This window comes from Actinomadura meridiana (assembly GCF_039537545.1).
Taxonomy (GTDB): Bacteria; Actinomycetota; Actinomycetes; order Streptosporangiales; family Streptosporangiaceae; genus Spirillospora; species Spirillospora meridiana.
In genome coordinates this window covers 197,307-211,802 of the sequence record NZ_BAABAS010000003.1, presented here as the reverse complement: position 1 = coordinate 211,802, position 14,496 = coordinate 197,307, and the positions used below count along the sequence as shown (strand labels likewise).

The following is a 14,496-nucleotide window of genomic DNA, read 5'->3' as shown; positions in this document are numbered from 1 at the left end:
CGGGCGGTCACGCCGTCACTTGGACGGGCGCCCCTCCTGGTACAGCCAGTCGTCGAAGAACGAGTCGAGACTCTTGCCCGAGACGCGGTTCGCCGTCGCGATGAACTGGGCGGTCGTCCCGCCGAGGTGCCTGCGCTCCTTCGTCCACGTCTGGAGGATCTTGTAGAAGGTGGGCTCGCCGACCTTGTCGCGCAGCGCCACCAGCGTCATCCCGCCCCGGTCGTACACCGAGCGGCCGAACATCTGCTTACGGCCCGGGTCGCCGGGCGGCACGTCCCACAGCTCCCGCGCGCGCGGGCTGTCGTACCGCAGGTCGAACTGCTGCTTGACGGTCTTGCCGCCGGTCCGCTCCTCCCACAGCCACTCGGCGTAGGTCGCGAACCCCTCGTTCATCCAGATGTCCTGCCACCGGGTGACGCTGACGCTGTCGCCGAACCACTGGTGGGCCAGCTCGTGCGCCACGATCGTCGGTTGCAGGTCGAACGACCCGTACACCGGACGGGTCTGCGCCTCCAACGCGAAACCGACGTCCGCGTTGTCGATCAGCCCGCCCGTGGACGAGAACGGGTAGGGGCCGAACAGCTTCGACCACTCCTCGGTGATCTGGGTGTTCAGCCGGTGGAAGGCGTCCACGCCCGCGCCCGAGACGCTCGGGTCGACCGCGGTGATGACGGGGACGCCACCGCTCGTCTTGCCCGTCCGGACGTCGAACCGTCCGACGTCGACGGTCGCGAGATACGTCGCCATCGGCGCCTTGACGTGCCACTTGGACGTGGTGCCGGTCGCCGTCCGGCGCAGCGCGATGGGGCTGACCTCCGGATCGGTGGTCGGGGCCCCGGTGGGCGTCCCGCCGGGCGGCGGGCTCGGCGGCATGTTCGGGGGAAGGCTCGGCATGCCGGTCGGCATGTCCGGCGGCAGGCCGGGGCCGGTGGGCGCGCCGCCGGTGCTGGCGGGCGGCGTCTCCGGCTCGCCGTTGGCGATCGCCGTCAGGCCGGGCGGCACCGTGATCTCGAAGTCGAACGTCGCCTTGTCGCTCGGATGGTCGTTGCTCGGGAACCAGGTGTGGGCGCCGCTCGGCTGGCACGCCACGAACACGCCGTCGGAGGTGCGGATCCACCCGTAGCGGCCGAGCACCGGGTCCGACACCGGCTCCGGCGTCCCCGAGTACGCGACGACGGCCGTGAACTTCGCGCCCTTCTCCAACGGCTTGGCGGGCGTGACCTCCAGCTCGCTGCCGCCGCGCTGCTGCCGCGCCGGGGCGCCGTTCACCGTGATGGACGACACGTCCAGGCCGGTCAGGTCGAGGTTGAACCGAGCGAGTCGCTCGGTGGCGACCGCCGTGATCGTCGCGGTGCCGTCCAACTGCTTGGCGCTGTTCGGAGTGATGTTCAGCTTCAGCGCGTAGTTCTGGATGTCGTAGCCGCCATTGCCGTCGCCCGGCACGTAGTTGTCGCCCGCCGTCGTCGGGCCCGCCGGACCGGCCGCGACCGGCCCGGAGGATGGACCGGACTTCCCCCCTTCGTCGCCGTCGCCGAACGGGCTGACCTGGCAGGCCGCGGCGAGGGAGCCCGCGACGGCGAGCGCCGCCACGCCCGCGACACCGCGGCCGCGGGACAGGGCTCGCCGGTCGGGACGGCGGGTGCTGGGGGAGTTTCCGGCCTTATGCACGCTGCCAGCCTGCCCGTGCCGGGCCCCGCCCGGCAACTCGACCCCGTCCAGGCAGGTGCGGGCCGTGGGCTAGCGGTAGGTGCCGTGGGCTAACGGTAGGTGCCGCGGGCGTACGGGTTGGGCACGTGCGGCCCAGCCTTGGCGACGACGGTGTGCGCCACCTTGCAGTGCAGGGCCTGCTTGCGCGGATCCCAGAGGATCCACAGCACGTCGATCAGGCCGACGCAGCCGCAGATGCCGCCGAGCACGCTGTAGAACGCCGACCGCCCGGCGGCCTGGCCCGACGAGATCGCCTGCCGGTCGTCCGCGTTGACGACGCGGATCCGCAGCAGCATCTTGCCGAGCGTCTGGCCGAACTTGACGTGCATCAGCCAGAAGTAGAGGAACGCGAGGATGACGCTGACCGCGTTCGTCCCCACCTGGGCGCCGTTGTAGAACGAGTCGCCGGGCTCGGGGTCGAAGACGCGGTCCCAGTCGATGAACGGGATCGAGATCAGCCCGGACACGATGCCGATCAGGATGAGGTCGATGATGGCGGCGCCCAGCCGGGCCCAGCGGCTCGCCAGCCCCTCGGCCGGGTCGGTGTAGTCGCCCATGCCGCCGCCGTAGGAGGGCAGGGGCCCGTAACCCGGCTGCTGCCCGTACCCCGGTTGCCCGTACCCGGGCTGCCCATAGCCGGGTTGCCCGTATCCCGGCTGTCCGGATCCTGGTTGGCCGTAGCCCGGTTGACCCGATCCGGGCTGGCCGTGACCGGGTTGGCCCTGGCCTGGTTGGCCCTGGCCGGGCTGGCCGTAGCCCGGCTGCTCGCCGTAGGGCTGGCGTCCTCCGTACGGTCGCTGCTCCCCGTAGGGCGGCCCGCCATACGGACCCGGCTGCTCAGGGCCCCGCTGCCCGTACGGCCGGTCCTCCGGCCCCTCCCCGGACGCGGGGTCGTTCGGCGGTTGCGTCATGCCGTCAGGGTGGCCGAGCCGCCGCACTCCAAACCTCGCCGCGTCCGGGACCCGCGGAATGTTGCCGGAGGGATGATCAACTGATGGGCGGGCTGTTGCCAGGGTCCGTGGCGCGGGCGTACGGGTTCGGTGTCCACGGGGTGGCCTTCACCACCACCGTCCCGGCCACCTTGTCGTGGACGGCCTGCCGCTTCTTGTCCCACAGGATCCACGCGACGTCGAGCAGGCCGATGAGCCCGAGGACGCCGAGCGCGGGCGCGAGCAGGTTGGCCACCGACGTCACCAGCGTGACCGCGTACACGAACGCCTGCCTGCCGATCACCTGCCGCCAGGTCACCGCCGTGTGGCCGTCCGCCGACACCAGCCGGATCCCGGCGGCCTTCTTGCCGAGCGTCTGCCCCCACTTGGCCTGGAGGACGGTGTAGTACACGAAGCCCAGCAGGAACGCGATCACGTAGCCGACCATGAGCCGCGGGATGTTGTACATGTCCATCGGGTCGCTGATCGGCTCGCCGGAGTCGATGGAGTCCTTCAGCTTGTCCCAGCGGACGGCGAACAGGACCGAGGGCGCCGTCACGATGGCGAGGAGCAGGCCGTCCAGCAGCCCGGCGCCGAGCCGCGCCCAGCGCCCGGCCAGCGTCACCCGCTGGTCGCCGAGCCCGGGATACGGCTGGACGGGAGGAACGTACGCGGGCAGCGGCTGACCGGCCTGCGCCGGACCGGGAGGCGCGAAACCGGGTTGGGGCTGCTCGGTCTGCCCGCCGTACGTGCCCTGGTAGGGCGGCGGGCGGTCCGGCCCCCCGTCCGCGGCGGACGTCTCGGCCGTGGTGGGGGTGCCCGAGGCCTGCGGGTCCGGGGACTCCGGATCGCCGCCCTCGGGCCGGGGGTTCTCAGGCGGTTGGCTCATGGACCAACAGTGTGCCGGTAAACGAGGTGTGCTGGTGAACACGGTAAGGGCACAGTCCGATGGACACCGGCCCCGGGCTGGGACGGCCCGGGGCCGGTGTTCCCCCGATACGGGAAGGCGCGTGGCGGGGGAGGCGCGGCCTCAGAGGTTGCCGCGCAGCTCCTGCTCCCGTTCGATGGCCTCGAACAGCGCCTTGAAGTTGCCCTTGCCGAAGCCCAGCGAGCCGTGCCGCTCGATGAGCTCGAAGAACACCGTCGGCCGGTCCTGGACGGGCTTGGTGAAGATCTGCAGCAGGTAGCCGTCCTCGTCCCGGTCGACCAGGACCCGGCGCTTCTGGAGCTCCTCGATCGGGACCCGCACCTCGCCGATGCGCTCGCGTAGCGCCGGGTCCTCGTAGTAGGAGTCGGGGCTCTCCAGGAACTCCACGCCCGCGGCCCGCATCTGGTCGAGCGTCGCGAGGATGTCGTTCGTCGCGAGCGCGATGTGCTGGACGCCGGGCCCGCCGTAGAACTCCAGGTACTCGTCGATCTGCGACTTGCGCTTGCTCTCGGCGGGCTCGTTCAGCGGGAACTTCACCTTGCGGGTGCCGTCCGCGACGACCTTGGACATCAGCGCGGAGTACTCCGTCGCGATGTCGTCGCCGACGAACTCGGCCATGTCGGTGAAGCCCATGACCCGGTGGTAGTAGTCGGCCCACTCGTCCATGCGCTCGACGTTGCCGACGCAGTGGTCGATCGCCTGGAAGAACCGCTTCTCCGGCGGCTCCACCATCGGTTCGGCGGCCACGTACCCCGGCAGGTAGGGGCCGGTGTAGTTGGACCGGTCGACCAGCGAGTGCCGCGTCTCGCCGTAGGTGGCGATCGCGGCGATCGTCACCTTCCCGTAGTCGTCCTCCAGGACGTGCGGCTCCGCCAGGCCCGTGGCGCCCTTCGCCAGCGCGTGCCGGTAGGCGGCCTCGACGTCGGGGACCTCGATCGAGAGGTCGACCACACCGTCGCCGTGCGCGGCGATGTGCCGACCGATCTCGGTTCCCGCCTTCACGGGGCCGCGGAACACGAACCGGGCGCTCCCGGACTCCAGTACGTGCACCGCTTCGTCCGGACTGCCGTTCTCCGGGCCGCGGTAGGCGACCCGGCGCATTCCGAACGCGGTCGAGTAGTAGTGCGCCGCCTGCTTGGCGTTGCCGACGGCGAAGACGACGGCGTCCATGCCCTTGACCGGAAACTCATCCATGCCATCCAATCTGGACATGCGCCTACAACCTGCGCAAGAGTGCTCTGAAACACTGGGCAATCTGTACAGTGCGCACCCGTTCCGACCGGGCGCTCTGTACATCGTGACCATGAACGCAGGGGGGTGCCGTGGCGATCGACGAACTGGACGGACGGCTGATCGAACTGTTCACCGTCGAGCCGCGCATCGGGGTGCTGGAGGCGTCCAGACGGCTCCGGGTGGCGCGCGGAACGGTGCAGGCGCGGCTCGACCGCCTCGTCCGGGACGGCGTCATCGCCGGTTTCGGCCCGGAGATCGACACGGCCGCGCTCGGCTACTCCGTCGCGGCGTTCGTGACGTTGCAGCTACGGCAGGCGGGCGGGCACGACCCGGTCGCGGACCGACTGGCGCAGGTGCCCGAGGTGATCGAGGCGCACACCATCACGGGCCCCGGCGACATGCTGTGCCGCATCGTGGCACGCGACAACACCGACCTCCAGCGCGTCCTCGACGAGATCGTGGACGTGGCGGGCGTGGAGCGCGCGTCCTCGGTGATCTCCCTTGCCACCCAGATCCCCTACCGGACCCTGCCACTCGTCCGCGCCGCGTCCACCCGCCCCTGACCGGCGGCCGGGCCTGTCGAGGGGCTCGGCCGCCGGGTCGGGCAGGACGAAACGGAGCGATCCAAGTGATCGCTCCGGGTCGGATGGGGCCTAGGCGGCGCCGTAGGGGGTCGCGTCGATGATCTCGACGGTCATGCCGCGGCCGTTGGGCAGCGAGTAGGTGGCCTTGTCGCCGACCTTCTTGCCGTTGATGGCCGCGCCGAGCGGCGACTTGGGCGAGTACACGTCGATGGGGGCGCCGACCTCCTCGCGGGAGGCGAGCAGGAAGGTGACCTCCTCGTCGTCGCCCTCGAAGGCGACCGTGACCGTCATGCCGGGGCCGACGACGCCCTCGGTGCGGGGGGCCTCGCCGACGCGGGCGTTCTCCAGGATGCCCTGGAGCTGGAGGATACGGCCCTCGATCTTGCCCTGTTCCTCCTTGGCCGCGTGGTAGCCGCCGTTCTCGCGCAGGTCGCCTTCCTCCCGCGCCGCCTCGATCTTCTGAGCGATCTCGATGCGGCCCGGGCCCGACAGGTGCTCAAGTTCCGACTTGAGCCGGTCGTACGCCTCCTGGGTGAGCCAGGTGACGTTGTCAGCGCGGGTCTCGGTCACGGGTACTCCTCATCCACATGTTGCGATCTCGCCCGCCCGCGGTGGAGCGGGTGTCACATTGACATGAAGTGCGGCCAGGTGAAACCTCTAGCTTATCCGCTGTGTGCGGGTAAAGGTTCCCTGAACTCGTCGTCTGCAATCCGCCAATCGTGCGCCGGGCGTGTCACCGCCCCAGGCCCGGCTCGTGCCTGTCAAAGGTGCTTCTCGGACGGTGGCTCTCAAAGGCGTCGGCAGTCGTGGATCCTGGCGCCGTTGGCGCGCTCCGACGTCCGCAGGGTCGCCGTACCCTCCACACTCGACTTACCCGCGGGCACGGAAACCTCCTGCTCGCTGAGCACCGTGAAGTTCTTGTCGTAGGCGTCGATGGTGCACCGCACCTCGTCGCCCTTCCCCTTGGCCACCGTGTAGTTGATCGTCACCGAGGTGTCGGCGACGCGGTAGGCGACCGTCTGCGCCACGATGCCCGGAGTCTGCCCCGCGTACACCGTGATGATCCCGAAGCCGCCCGCCGCGACCGCCGCCACGATGCCGATGACGACCAGCCCGAGACGGCTCCGCCGGGACTCGGCGGGCGCCGCTGCTTTCGACACGCTCGTCGTCATGGCGGGGAATCTCCGTGCGGTGGGCGGACGTTGTCAGGGACAATTCTCGTCTGTCATGGCGCGTGCCTCGACCCGGGGTCCCGCCTGTCACGGTCCGAACAGGAGATCCCTTCAGTGTCCGAGGTCATCGACGACGACAGCACGACCGTGGACGGTTCCGATCAGGGCGGGGCGGATCGGACGCTGCGCCTGATGGCGGTGCACGCGCACCCCGACGACGAGTCCAGCAAGGGCGCGGCCACGATGGCGAAGTACGTGGCCGACGGCGTGGAGGTCCTCGTCGTCACCTGCACGGGCGGCGAGCGCGGCGACATCCTGAACCCGGCGATGGACCGTCCCGAGATCAAGGCCGACATCGGCAAGGTCCGCGAGGCGGAGATGGCGCGGGCCCGCGAGATCCTCGGCGTCGACCAGCGCTGGCTCGGCTTCGTCGACTCCGGCTTCCCGGAGGGCGACCCGCTCCCGCCGCTGCCGGACGGCTGTTTCGCGCTGGAGCCGCTGGAGGCCGCGACCGAGCCGCTGGTGCGCGCCGTCCGCGAGTTCCGCCCGCATGTGATGCTCACCTACGACGAGAAGGGCGGCTACCCGCACCCCGACCACGTGAAGTGCCACGAGGTGTCGGTGGAGGCGTTCGATGCGGCGGGCGACCCGGACCGCTACCCCGGCACGGGCGACCCGTGGCAGCCGCTGAAGCTCTACTACCACATGACCTTCAACAAGGAGCGGATCCTCGCGCTGCACACCGCCATGGAGAGCGCGGGCCTGGAGTCGCCCTACAAGGACTGGCTGGCCGGGTTCGAGGAGAAGAAGGAGAACCGCGCCAACTGGGACGTGACGACCCGCGTGCCCTGCGCCGACCACTTCGAGACCAGGGACCGCGCCCTGCTCTCCCACGCCACCCAGATCGACCCCAACGGGTTCTGGTTCACCGTCCCGATGGACGTCCAGCGCGAGGCATGGCCGACCGAGGACTACCATTTGGCCAGGTCCCTGGTCGACACGGAACTTCCGGAGAACGACCTGTTCGCCGGCGTCCGGGAGAAGGTGTGTATGTAGTGTCCGTCCTTACGGCCATGCCGCTGAACGACGACACGGTGAGCCCCGGCCTCCTCGGCTTCGCCGTCTTCCTCGCCCTCGCGGCGGCGACGGTCCTGCTCGTCCGCTCGATGAACAGGCAGATGAAGAAGATCCAGGCGCCCCGCGAGGCCGACCTGAAGCAGCAGGAGTGGGAGCGGGCCCAGGCCAGGAAGGCGGGCGCCGAAAAGGCGGCGAACGCCGACAATGCCGCTAATATCGACGGGAGCGGCACGGCCTCGGCGAACGGGGACGACGCCTGAGCGAGGGCGACGCCCGACGGGGAAACGGGGTGCACCCATGGCCGATGCGGCGCACCGACCGGAGGCGTTCCTGGACCCCGGAGCGGCCCGTCCGCACAGGGTGATGGCCCTGCTCCGCGAGCGAGGCGGCCAGAACGCCCGGGTCACGTTCTTCGAGCTGTTCTTCGACCTCGTCTTCGTCTTCGCGATCACCCAGCTCTCCCACCGGCTGCTGGAGCACCTCACGGTGCGCGGCGCCGCCGAGACGCTGCTGCTCCTGCTGGCCGTCTGGTGGGCGTGGATGTACACCTGCTGGACGACGAACTGGTTCAGCCCCGACCATCCGGCCATCCGGCTGATGCTGGTGGCGGTGATGATCGCCGGGCTGTTCATGGCGGCGATGCTCGCGCCCTGGCACGGCTTCGCGACGCCGCTGCTCGGCCGGTCCAGCACCACCGAGTGGACGATCGACGGCTCCCACATGGCCGAGCGCTGCCAGCTGTTCCTGATCATCGCGCTCGGGGAGACCGTGCTGGTCACGGGTAGCACGCTCGGCGGGCACACACCGTCCGCCGCGGTCGCGGCCGGGTTCGTGTCGGCGTTCGTCGGCACCGTCGCGCTCTGGTGGATCTACTTCGACCACACCGCGGAGGCCGCCGCCGGGCGGATCGCGGCGTCCGCCGACCCGGGTCGGCTCGGACGGTCCGCCTACACCTTCATCCACATCGTCATGATCGCGGGCATCGTCGTCGGGGCGGTCGCGGACGAGAAGGTGATGGCGCACCCCGGCGGCCACGTCGACACCGCGTTCGCCGTGGTCGCGCTCGGCGGTCCGGCCCTGTTCGTCGCCGGGCACTCGCTCTTCAAACAGGTGGTGTTCGGCGGGTTCACCGCGGCCAGGGTCACGGCGCTCCTCGCCCTAGCGGTGCTCGCCGTGCCGGCCCTGGCCACCGACGTCCTCACCCCGCTCGCTCTGCACATCTGCTCGTCGGTCGTGGTGGTGGCGCTGGCGCTGTGGGACGTCCGCGCCCACCGGCTGCGACGTCGGGAGTCCGCGCATCTGCTGGGGCCCGCGCACGCGGCGGGCGAGGAGGCCACGGCGGGCCGGTGACCGGCCGGTTCGACCCGGCCGTGCCAGGGCAGGACCACCGACGTGCGCGCGAACTTCGAGGACTCCTACGCGGGGCTCCCCGCGGCGGCGGCCCGCATGTTCCGGCTGCTGTCCGTCCCGCCCGGCGACGACATCGACCCCGCGACGGCCGCCGCCCTGGCCGACGTGCCCGAGCCGGAGGCCCGCGACCTGCTGGAGACGCTCGCCGCCCGGGGCCTGGCCGCCGGGTCCGGACAGGGCCGGTTCGGGCTGCCGGGCCGGGTGCGGGCGTTCGCCCGCGAGCGGGCCGACCGCGAGGAGTCCGAGACCGATCGCGACGACGCGCTCCGCCGCGTCCTCGATCATCATCTCGCCGGTGCGGGCGCGCCTGGAACCGAGGGCGTCGTGCTGCTGGAGCGGGAGCGCTGGGCGGAGGCGGCGGACGCCCTGGAGGAGTCCCTCCACCGCGCCGAACACGACGATGATCCGCACGCGGTCCTGGCGGCCCGCCACGACCTCGCCCGCGCGCTGACCAGGACGGGCGACCTCGACCGCGCCATCGACCTGCTCGGGGCGCTCCCGGACGAGTTCGCCGCGCTCCCCGACCCTGACGACGACGGCCGCGTCCGCGCGTTGGAAGGGCTCGGTGAGGCGTATCTGCGCGCCGACCGTCCGGTCGCGGCGATCAACTTCTTCGGCCAGGCGCTGGAGCTCGTGCGCAAGCGGGGCGCCGCCGACGAGCAGGCCCGGATGTTCGTCCATATCGCCGACGCCGCCCGCGTGCGCGGCGACCGGGCGGCCGAGGGCGCCGCGCTGCGCCGGGCCGCCGAAATCCACGAGCGATGAGCGTCCGTTTCCCGGCACGATGAGGGGATGTCGGTACGCGATCTACTCGTCCTCGGCTCCGCGAGCGCGGTGCCGACCAAGGCCCGCAACCACAACGGCTACCTGCTGCGCTGGGACGGCCACGGACTCCTCTTCGACCCGGGCGAGGGCACGCAGCGGCAGATGACCTACGCGGGCGTCTCCGCGACCGATGTGACGTGGATCTGCGTGACCCATTTCCATGGCGACCACTGCCTGGGCGTGCCGGGGATCGTCCAGCGCATCGCCCGTGACGGCGTCGAGCACCCGGTGGACGCGGTGTTCCCGGCGAGCGGCGCCGCCTACTGGGCGCGGCTGCGGCACGCGTCCGCGTTCCGCGACACCGGTGTGATCCGCGAGCGGCCCGTGTCGGGGGAGCGGATGCCGCTCGACACCGGCGACGCCCCGTTCCGCCTGGTCGCGCGGCGGCTGTCGCACCCCGTCGAGGCGTACGGGTACCGGCTGGAAGAGCCGGACGGCGTGACGATGCTGTCCGGCGAACTGGCCGCGCGGGGCGTGCGGGGCCCGCTGGTGCGGCGCCTCCAGCAGGACGGCCGCGTCACCGCCCCCGACGGCCGGACGGTCACGCTGGAGGAGTGCGGCGTGACCCGTCCCGGACAGAAGGTCGCGTTCGTCATGGACACCCGCCTCTGCGACGGCGTCCGCGAACTGGCCGACGGGGTGGACATGCTGGTCATCGAGTCCACCTATCTGGACGAGGACGCCGCCCTCGCCGCCGAGTACGGCCATCTCACCGCGGCGCAGGCGGCGCGGGTCGCGGCGGACGCGGGCGTCCGGCATCTCGTGCTGACGCACTTCTCGGAGCGGTACCGCGCCGAGGACGAGCCGCGCTTCGCGGCCGAGGCCGCCAAGGCGTTCGACGGCGAGATCACGCTCGTCCACGATCTCGACCGGATCGCGATGCCGCGCCGTCGCACGTCCGGCGGAGGCGCCTAACCGGACGGGAAACGGGGAAGAGTCGTGATCATGGCTGACGAAGTCGATGTCGTGGTGATCGGTCTCGGACCCGGTGGGGAGGACGCGGCGGGACGGCTGGCCGAGGCGGGCCTGTCCGTCGTCGCGGTGGAGTCCCGGCTGGTCGGCGGTGAATGCCCCTACTACGCGTGCGTGCCGACCAAGATGATGGTGCGCGCCGCCGGGCTGCTGGCGGAGGGCGGCCGCGTCCCGGGGATGGCGGGGGACGCGACGATCCGGCCCTCCTGGGCGCCGGTCGCGGCGCGGATCAGGGACGAGGCGACCGACTCGTGGGACGACAAGGTCGCCGCCGACCGCCTCACCGGCAAGGGCGCCAGGCTGGTCCGCGGCCAGGGTCGCATCACGGCCCCGTACGAGGTCACCGTGGGCGACCAGGTGTTCAGAACACGGCGTGGCATCGTCCTGAACACCGGCACCGCGCCGACCGCCCCGCCCATCGACGGCCTTGCCGGGACGCCGTTCTGGACGAACCGCGAGGCCGTTCAGATCACCGAGGTGCCCGAGTCGTTGCTCGTGCTCGGCGGCGGCGTCGTGGGCGTCGAGCTGGCGCAGGTCTTCTCCCGTTTCGACAGCCGCGTCACGATCGTCGAGGCGGGCGACCGGCTCCTCGCCAACGAGGAGCCGGAGTCCAGCGCCCTCCTGCGCGAGGTGTTCGAACGGGAGGGCATCGGCGTCCGCACCGGCGTGAACGTCACCGGCGTGACCCACGAGGACGGCATGTTCACCATGCGTCTGGGCGACGAGACCCTCGTCGCCGACCGTCTCCTGGTCGCGACGGGCCGCCGTCCCAACCTGAAGGGTCTCGGCCTGGAGCACGTCGGCTTGGACGAGAACGCGCGCCGCGTCCCCGTGGACGGTCACCTGCGCGCCGCCGACGGCGTCTGGGCGATCGGCGACATCACTGGCCTGGGCGCGTTCACGCATGTGTCGATGTACCAGGCGGGCATCGCCGTCCGCGACATCCTCGGCGAGGCGGGCTCGCCCTCCGCCTACCGCGCCGTGCCCCGCGTGACCTTCACCGACCCCGAGATCGGCAGCGTCGGCCTCACCGAGGCGCAGGCCCGCGACCAGAACCTGCCCGTCCGCACCGGCATGGCGCCGATCCCCGAATCGGCCCGGGGCTGGATCCACAAGGCGGGCAACGACGGGTTCATCAAGCTCGTCGAGAGCACCGAGTGGGGCACCCTGGTCGGCGCCACCTCCGTGGGCCCGACCGGCGGCGAGGTCCTCGGCCTGCTGTCGGTGGCCGTCCACGCCGAGATCCCCACCGCCTCCCTCCGCGAGATGATCTTCGCCTATCCCACCTTCCACCGCGCCATCGAGGCGGCCCTCGCCGACCTCGCCGACTGAGCCCGGCCGAGCGCGACCCGGCCCGGGTGAGGGCGTGAGGCCGCGCCCCGATCGGGCAGGATCGGTGGCATGAACCGGCTCAAGGACGCGACCAGCCCGTACCTGCTTCAGCACGCGGGCAACCCCGTCGACTGGTGGGAGTGGAGCGACGCGGCGTTCGCCGAAGCGCGAGAACGCGACGTCCCGGTCCTGCTGTCCGTCGGTTATGCGGCCTGCCATTGGTGTCACGTGATGGCGCACGAGTCGTTCGAGGACGGCGAGACCGCGCGGGTCATGAACGAGCTGTTCGTGAACATCAAGGTCGATCGGGAGGAACGGCCCGACATCGACGCGGTCTACATGGAGGCGACCCAGGCCATGACGGGCCAGGGCGGGTGGCCGATGACGGTGTTCATGACCCCGGACGGGCATCCGTTCTACTGCGGCACGTACTTCCCGCGTGCGCAGTTCCGGGCGTTGTCGCAGGCCGTCCACAAGGCGTGGACGGAGCAGCGCGACGCCGTGGCCGGGCAGGGGAGGCAGATCGTCGAGGCGCTCACCGCGCGCGGGACGGGACTCGCGGGCACGACCGCGCCCGGCGAGGAGATGCTCGCGCACGCGGTGAAGGCATTGGCCGCGTCGTACGACGCGGCGCGCGGCGGGTTCGGGGGAGCGCCGAAGTTCCCGCCGTCGATGGTGCTGGAGTTCCTGCTGCGGCACCACGCGCGAACCGGGGACGACGAGGCCCTCACCATGGCCGGGCACACACTGGAGGCGATGGCCAGGGGCGGGATGTACGACCAGCTCGGCGGCGGGTTCGCCCGGTACTCGGTGGACGCGGGATGGGTCGTCCCGCACTTCGAGAAGATGCTGTACGACAACGCGCTTCTGGCGCGGGTGTACGCGCACTGGTGGCGGCTGACCGGGACGCCGTTCGCGCGACGGGTCGCCTTGGAGACGTGCGACTGGATGCTGCGCGACCTGCGCACGGACGAGGGCGGCCTCGCCTCCGCGCTGGACGCCGACAGCGAGGGCGTCGAAGGCAAGTACTACGTCTGGTCGCCCGCGCAGTTGCGCGAGGTGCTCGGCGACGATGACGGCGCGTTCGCGGAGAGCCTGTTCGAGGTGACGGGGACATTCGAGCACGGCACCTCAGTTCTGCAACTGCTGCGTGACCCGGAAGACGTCGAACGCTACGAGCGCGTCCGGACGGCCTTGCTGGCGGCGCGCACCCAAAGAATTCCACCCGCGCGGGACGACAAGGTCGTGGCGGCGTGGAATGGCCTGGCGGTCGCGGCCCTCGCCGAGTGCGGCGCGCTGTTCGACCGGCCCGACCTCGTCCGGGAGGCCGAGGAGGTCGCGCGGCTGCTGGTGGACGTGCACCTGCGTGAGGGCCGTCTTGTGCGGACCTCGCGGGGCGGGTCGCCGGGCTCGAACGCCGGTGTCCTGGAGGACTACGCGGACGTGGCGGAGGGCCTGCTCGCCCTGCACGGCGTCACGGGAGACCCGGCCCATGTGCGGCTGGCGGGCGAACTGCTGAACACCGTCCTGGAACGGTTCGGCGACGGGTCCGGTGGGTTCTACGACACCGCCGACGACTCCGAACGGCTGTTCCGCCGTCCGCAGGACCCGACGGACAACGCGGTTCCGTCCGGGCAGTTCGCCGCCGCCGGTGCGCTGCTGTCGTTCGCCGCGTTGACCGCGTCGGACTGGCACCGGCAGTCGGCGGAGGCGGCGCTCACCCCGGCCGGGACGCTCGCCGAGAAGCACGCGCGGTTCGCGGGCTGGGGGCTCGCCGTGGCGGAGGCGCGGGCGTCCGGACCGGTGGAGATCGCGGTGGTCGGCGACCCGGGCGACGAGCGCACCCGGACGCTGCACAAGACGGCGCTGATGGCCGTCTCACCGGGCGCGGTGGTGAGCGTGGGACCGCCGGACGCGGAGGGCGTCCCGCTGCTGGAGGGCCGTGGCCTGGTGGACGACGTCCCCGCCGCGTACGTGTGCCGGGGGTTCGTGTGCAGGCTGCCGGTGACGTCCGCGGGCGACCTGAACCGCGAGCTACGTCGTCAGTTGGAATGATCGTCGCTTTTGTGGCAGCGTGAACTTGATCTCGCTCCCGACTACCGTTACCGCCGAGTAGCTGGGGCGGTCCTGACCCGACACGGGCGTGCGCACGAGGGTGTCGGGAGGGTCGCCGGGTATCTGGACGGTGACCCGACATCTGAGTCATAGTCGGTGTCCGGAACCGGACAGTGGGCGCGAGTCGTTGAACACGACGCGAAGAGCGCAAGACCAACAGTACGAGCCACAAGTCAACGAGCACAGGTCAACCAAGCACAGGTCAACGAGCA

At 71.4% G+C, this 14,496-nt stretch carries 14 protein-coding genes; 8 read left to right on the top strand and 6 right to left on the bottom strand.

Translation table 11 applies throughout. From position 1 onward, the window contains the following. Positions 1 to 15 precede the first annotated feature (15 nt). The 4 genes from ABD808_RS02500 to hppD form a co-directional block, all read right to left on the bottom strand. Entirely contained in the window at positions 16 to 1,668 is a 1,653-nt protein-coding gene (locus ABD808_RS02500) for a M1 family metallopeptidase (protein ID WP_344888925.1), read from the bottom strand. An 89-nt stretch (positions 1,669 to 1,757) separates the two neighbouring features. Next, positions 1,758 to 2,618, bottom strand: a complete 861-nt coding sequence (locus tag ABD808_RS02495; RefSeq protein ID WP_344888922.1) for an RDD family protein — start codon at positions 2,616 to 2,618, stop codon at positions 1,758 to 1,760. A 76-nt stretch (positions 2,619 to 2,694) separates the two neighbouring features. Next, complete coding sequence (locus ABD808_RS02490) at positions 2,695 to 3,525, bottom strand: RDD family protein (protein ID WP_344888919.1); 831 nt, start codon at positions 3,523 to 3,525, stop codon at positions 2,695 to 2,697. A 141-nt stretch (positions 3,526 to 3,666) separates the two neighbouring features. Then, positions 3,667 to 4,758: a 4-hydroxyphenylpyruvate dioxygenase gene (gene hppD / locus ABD808_RS02485; RefSeq protein ID WP_344888916.1), complete on the bottom strand. Its 1,092-nt coding sequence runs from the start codon at positions 4,756 to 4,758 to the stop codon at positions 3,667 to 3,669. Positions 4,759 to 4,886: 128 nt separating this feature from the next. Between hppD and ABD808_RS02480 the strand changes: the two genes are divergently transcribed. After that, on the top strand, positions 4,887 to 5,360 hold the full coding sequence (locus ABD808_RS02480; RefSeq protein ID WP_344888913.1) for an Lrp/AsnC family transcriptional regulator: 474 nt from the start codon (positions 4,887 to 4,889) through the stop codon (positions 5,358 to 5,360). Between the two features lie 90 nt (positions 5,361 to 5,450). On the opposite strand, the gene greA is transcribed toward ABD808_RS02480, so the two are convergent. Beyond that, the gene (gene greA / locus ABD808_RS02475) at positions 5,451 to 5,951 is read right to left on the bottom strand and encodes a transcription elongation factor GreA (protein ID WP_344888910.1); all 501 of its coding nucleotides are present in this window, start codon (positions 5,949 to 5,951) and stop codon (positions 5,451 to 5,453) included. A gap of 218 nt (positions 5,952 to 6,169) precedes the next feature. After that, positions 6,170 to 6,553 (bottom strand): DUF4307 domain-containing protein, encoded by a 384-nt coding sequence (locus ABD808_RS02470; protein ID WP_344888908.1) that lies wholly within the window; start codon positions 6,551 to 6,553, stop codon positions 6,170 to 6,172. 192 nt (positions 6,554 to 6,745) lie between these two features. Between ABD808_RS02470 and mca the strand changes: the two genes are divergently transcribed. The 7 genes from mca (at position 6,746) to ABD808_RS02435 (ending at position 14,224) form a co-directional block, all read left to right on the top strand. After that, positions 6,746 to 7,609: a mycothiol conjugate amidase Mca gene (gene mca, locus ABD808_RS02465; RefSeq protein WP_344889559.1), complete on the top strand. Its 864-nt coding sequence runs from the start codon at positions 6,746 to 6,748 to the stop codon at positions 7,607 to 7,609. Further along, on the top strand, positions 7,609 to 7,890 hold the full coding sequence (locus ABD808_RS02460) for a hypothetical protein (protein WP_344888906.1): 282 nt from the start codon (positions 7,609 to 7,611) through the stop codon (positions 7,888 to 7,890). Before mca ends, ABD808_RS02460 begins: the two co-directional genes overlap by 1 nt. 37 nt (positions 7,891 to 7,927) lie before the next feature. Further along, positions 7,928 to 8,980, top strand: coding sequence for a low temperature requirement protein A (locus ABD808_RS02455; protein ID WP_344888904.1), 1,053 nt, complete (start codon positions 7,928 to 7,930; stop codon positions 8,978 to 8,980). Positions 8,981 to 9,022: 42 nt separating this feature from the next. Beyond that, positions 9,023 to 9,805 carry a tetratricopeptide repeat protein gene (locus tag ABD808_RS02450; protein ID WP_344888901.1) on the top strand — a complete coding sequence of 261 codons (783 nt, stop codon included), beginning with the start codon at positions 9,023 to 9,025 and terminating at the stop codon, positions 9,803 to 9,805. A 27-nt stretch (positions 9,806 to 9,832) separates the two neighbouring features. After that, positions 9,833 to 10,780 (top strand): ribonuclease Z, encoded by a 948-nt coding sequence (locus ABD808_RS02445; RefSeq protein WP_344888898.1) that lies wholly within the window; start codon positions 9,833 to 9,835, stop codon positions 10,778 to 10,780. 30 nt (positions 10,781 to 10,810) lie between these two features. Beyond that, positions 10,811 to 12,169: a dihydrolipoyl dehydrogenase family protein gene (locus ABD808_RS02440; RefSeq protein WP_344888895.1), complete on the top strand. Its 1,359-nt coding sequence runs from the start codon at positions 10,811 to 10,813 to the stop codon at positions 12,167 to 12,169. A gap of 69 nt (positions 12,170 to 12,238) precedes the next feature. Next, the gene (locus ABD808_RS02435) at positions 12,239 to 14,224 is read left to right on the top strand and encodes a thioredoxin domain-containing protein (RefSeq protein WP_344888892.1); all 1,986 of its coding nucleotides are present in this window, start codon (positions 12,239 to 12,241) and stop codon (positions 14,222 to 14,224) included. Positions 14,225 to 14,496 lie beyond the last annotated feature (272 nt).

Coding starts and splice junctions, on each gene's coding strand:
- ABD808_RS02495 (WP_344888922.1), bottom strand. CDS start 2,618: ATGACGCAACCGCCGAACGACCCCGCGTCCGGGGAGGGGCCGGAGGAC.
- ABD808_RS02490 (WP_344888919.1), bottom strand. CDS start 3,525: ATGAGCCAACCGCCTGAGAACCCCCGGCCCGAGGGCGGCGATCCGGAG.
- hppD (WP_344888916.1), bottom strand. CDS start 4,758: ATGGATGAGTTTCCGGTCAAGGGCATGGACGCCGTCGTCTTCGCCGTC.
- ABD808_RS02470 (WP_344888908.1), bottom strand. CDS start 6,553: ATGACGACGAGCGTGTCGAAAGCAGCGGCGCCCGCCGAGTCCCGGCGG.
- mca (WP_344889559.1), top strand. CDS start 6,746: ATGGCGGTGCACGCGCACCCCGACGACGAGTCCAGCAAGGGCGCGGCC.
- ABD808_RS02455 (WP_344888904.1), top strand. CDS start 7,928: ATGGCCGATGCGGCGCACCGACCGGAGGCGTTCCTGGACCCCGGAGCG.
- ABD808_RS02445 (WP_344888898.1), top strand. CDS start 9,833: ATGTCGGTACGCGATCTACTCGTCCTCGGCTCCGCGAGCGCGGTGCCG.
- ABD808_RS02440 (WP_344888895.1), top strand. CDS start 10,811: ATGGCTGACGAAGTCGATGTCGTGGTGATCGGTCTCGGACCCGGTGGG.
- ABD808_RS02435 (WP_344888892.1), top strand. CDS start 12,239: ATGAACCGGCTCAAGGACGCGACCAGCCCGTACCTGCTTCAGCACGCG.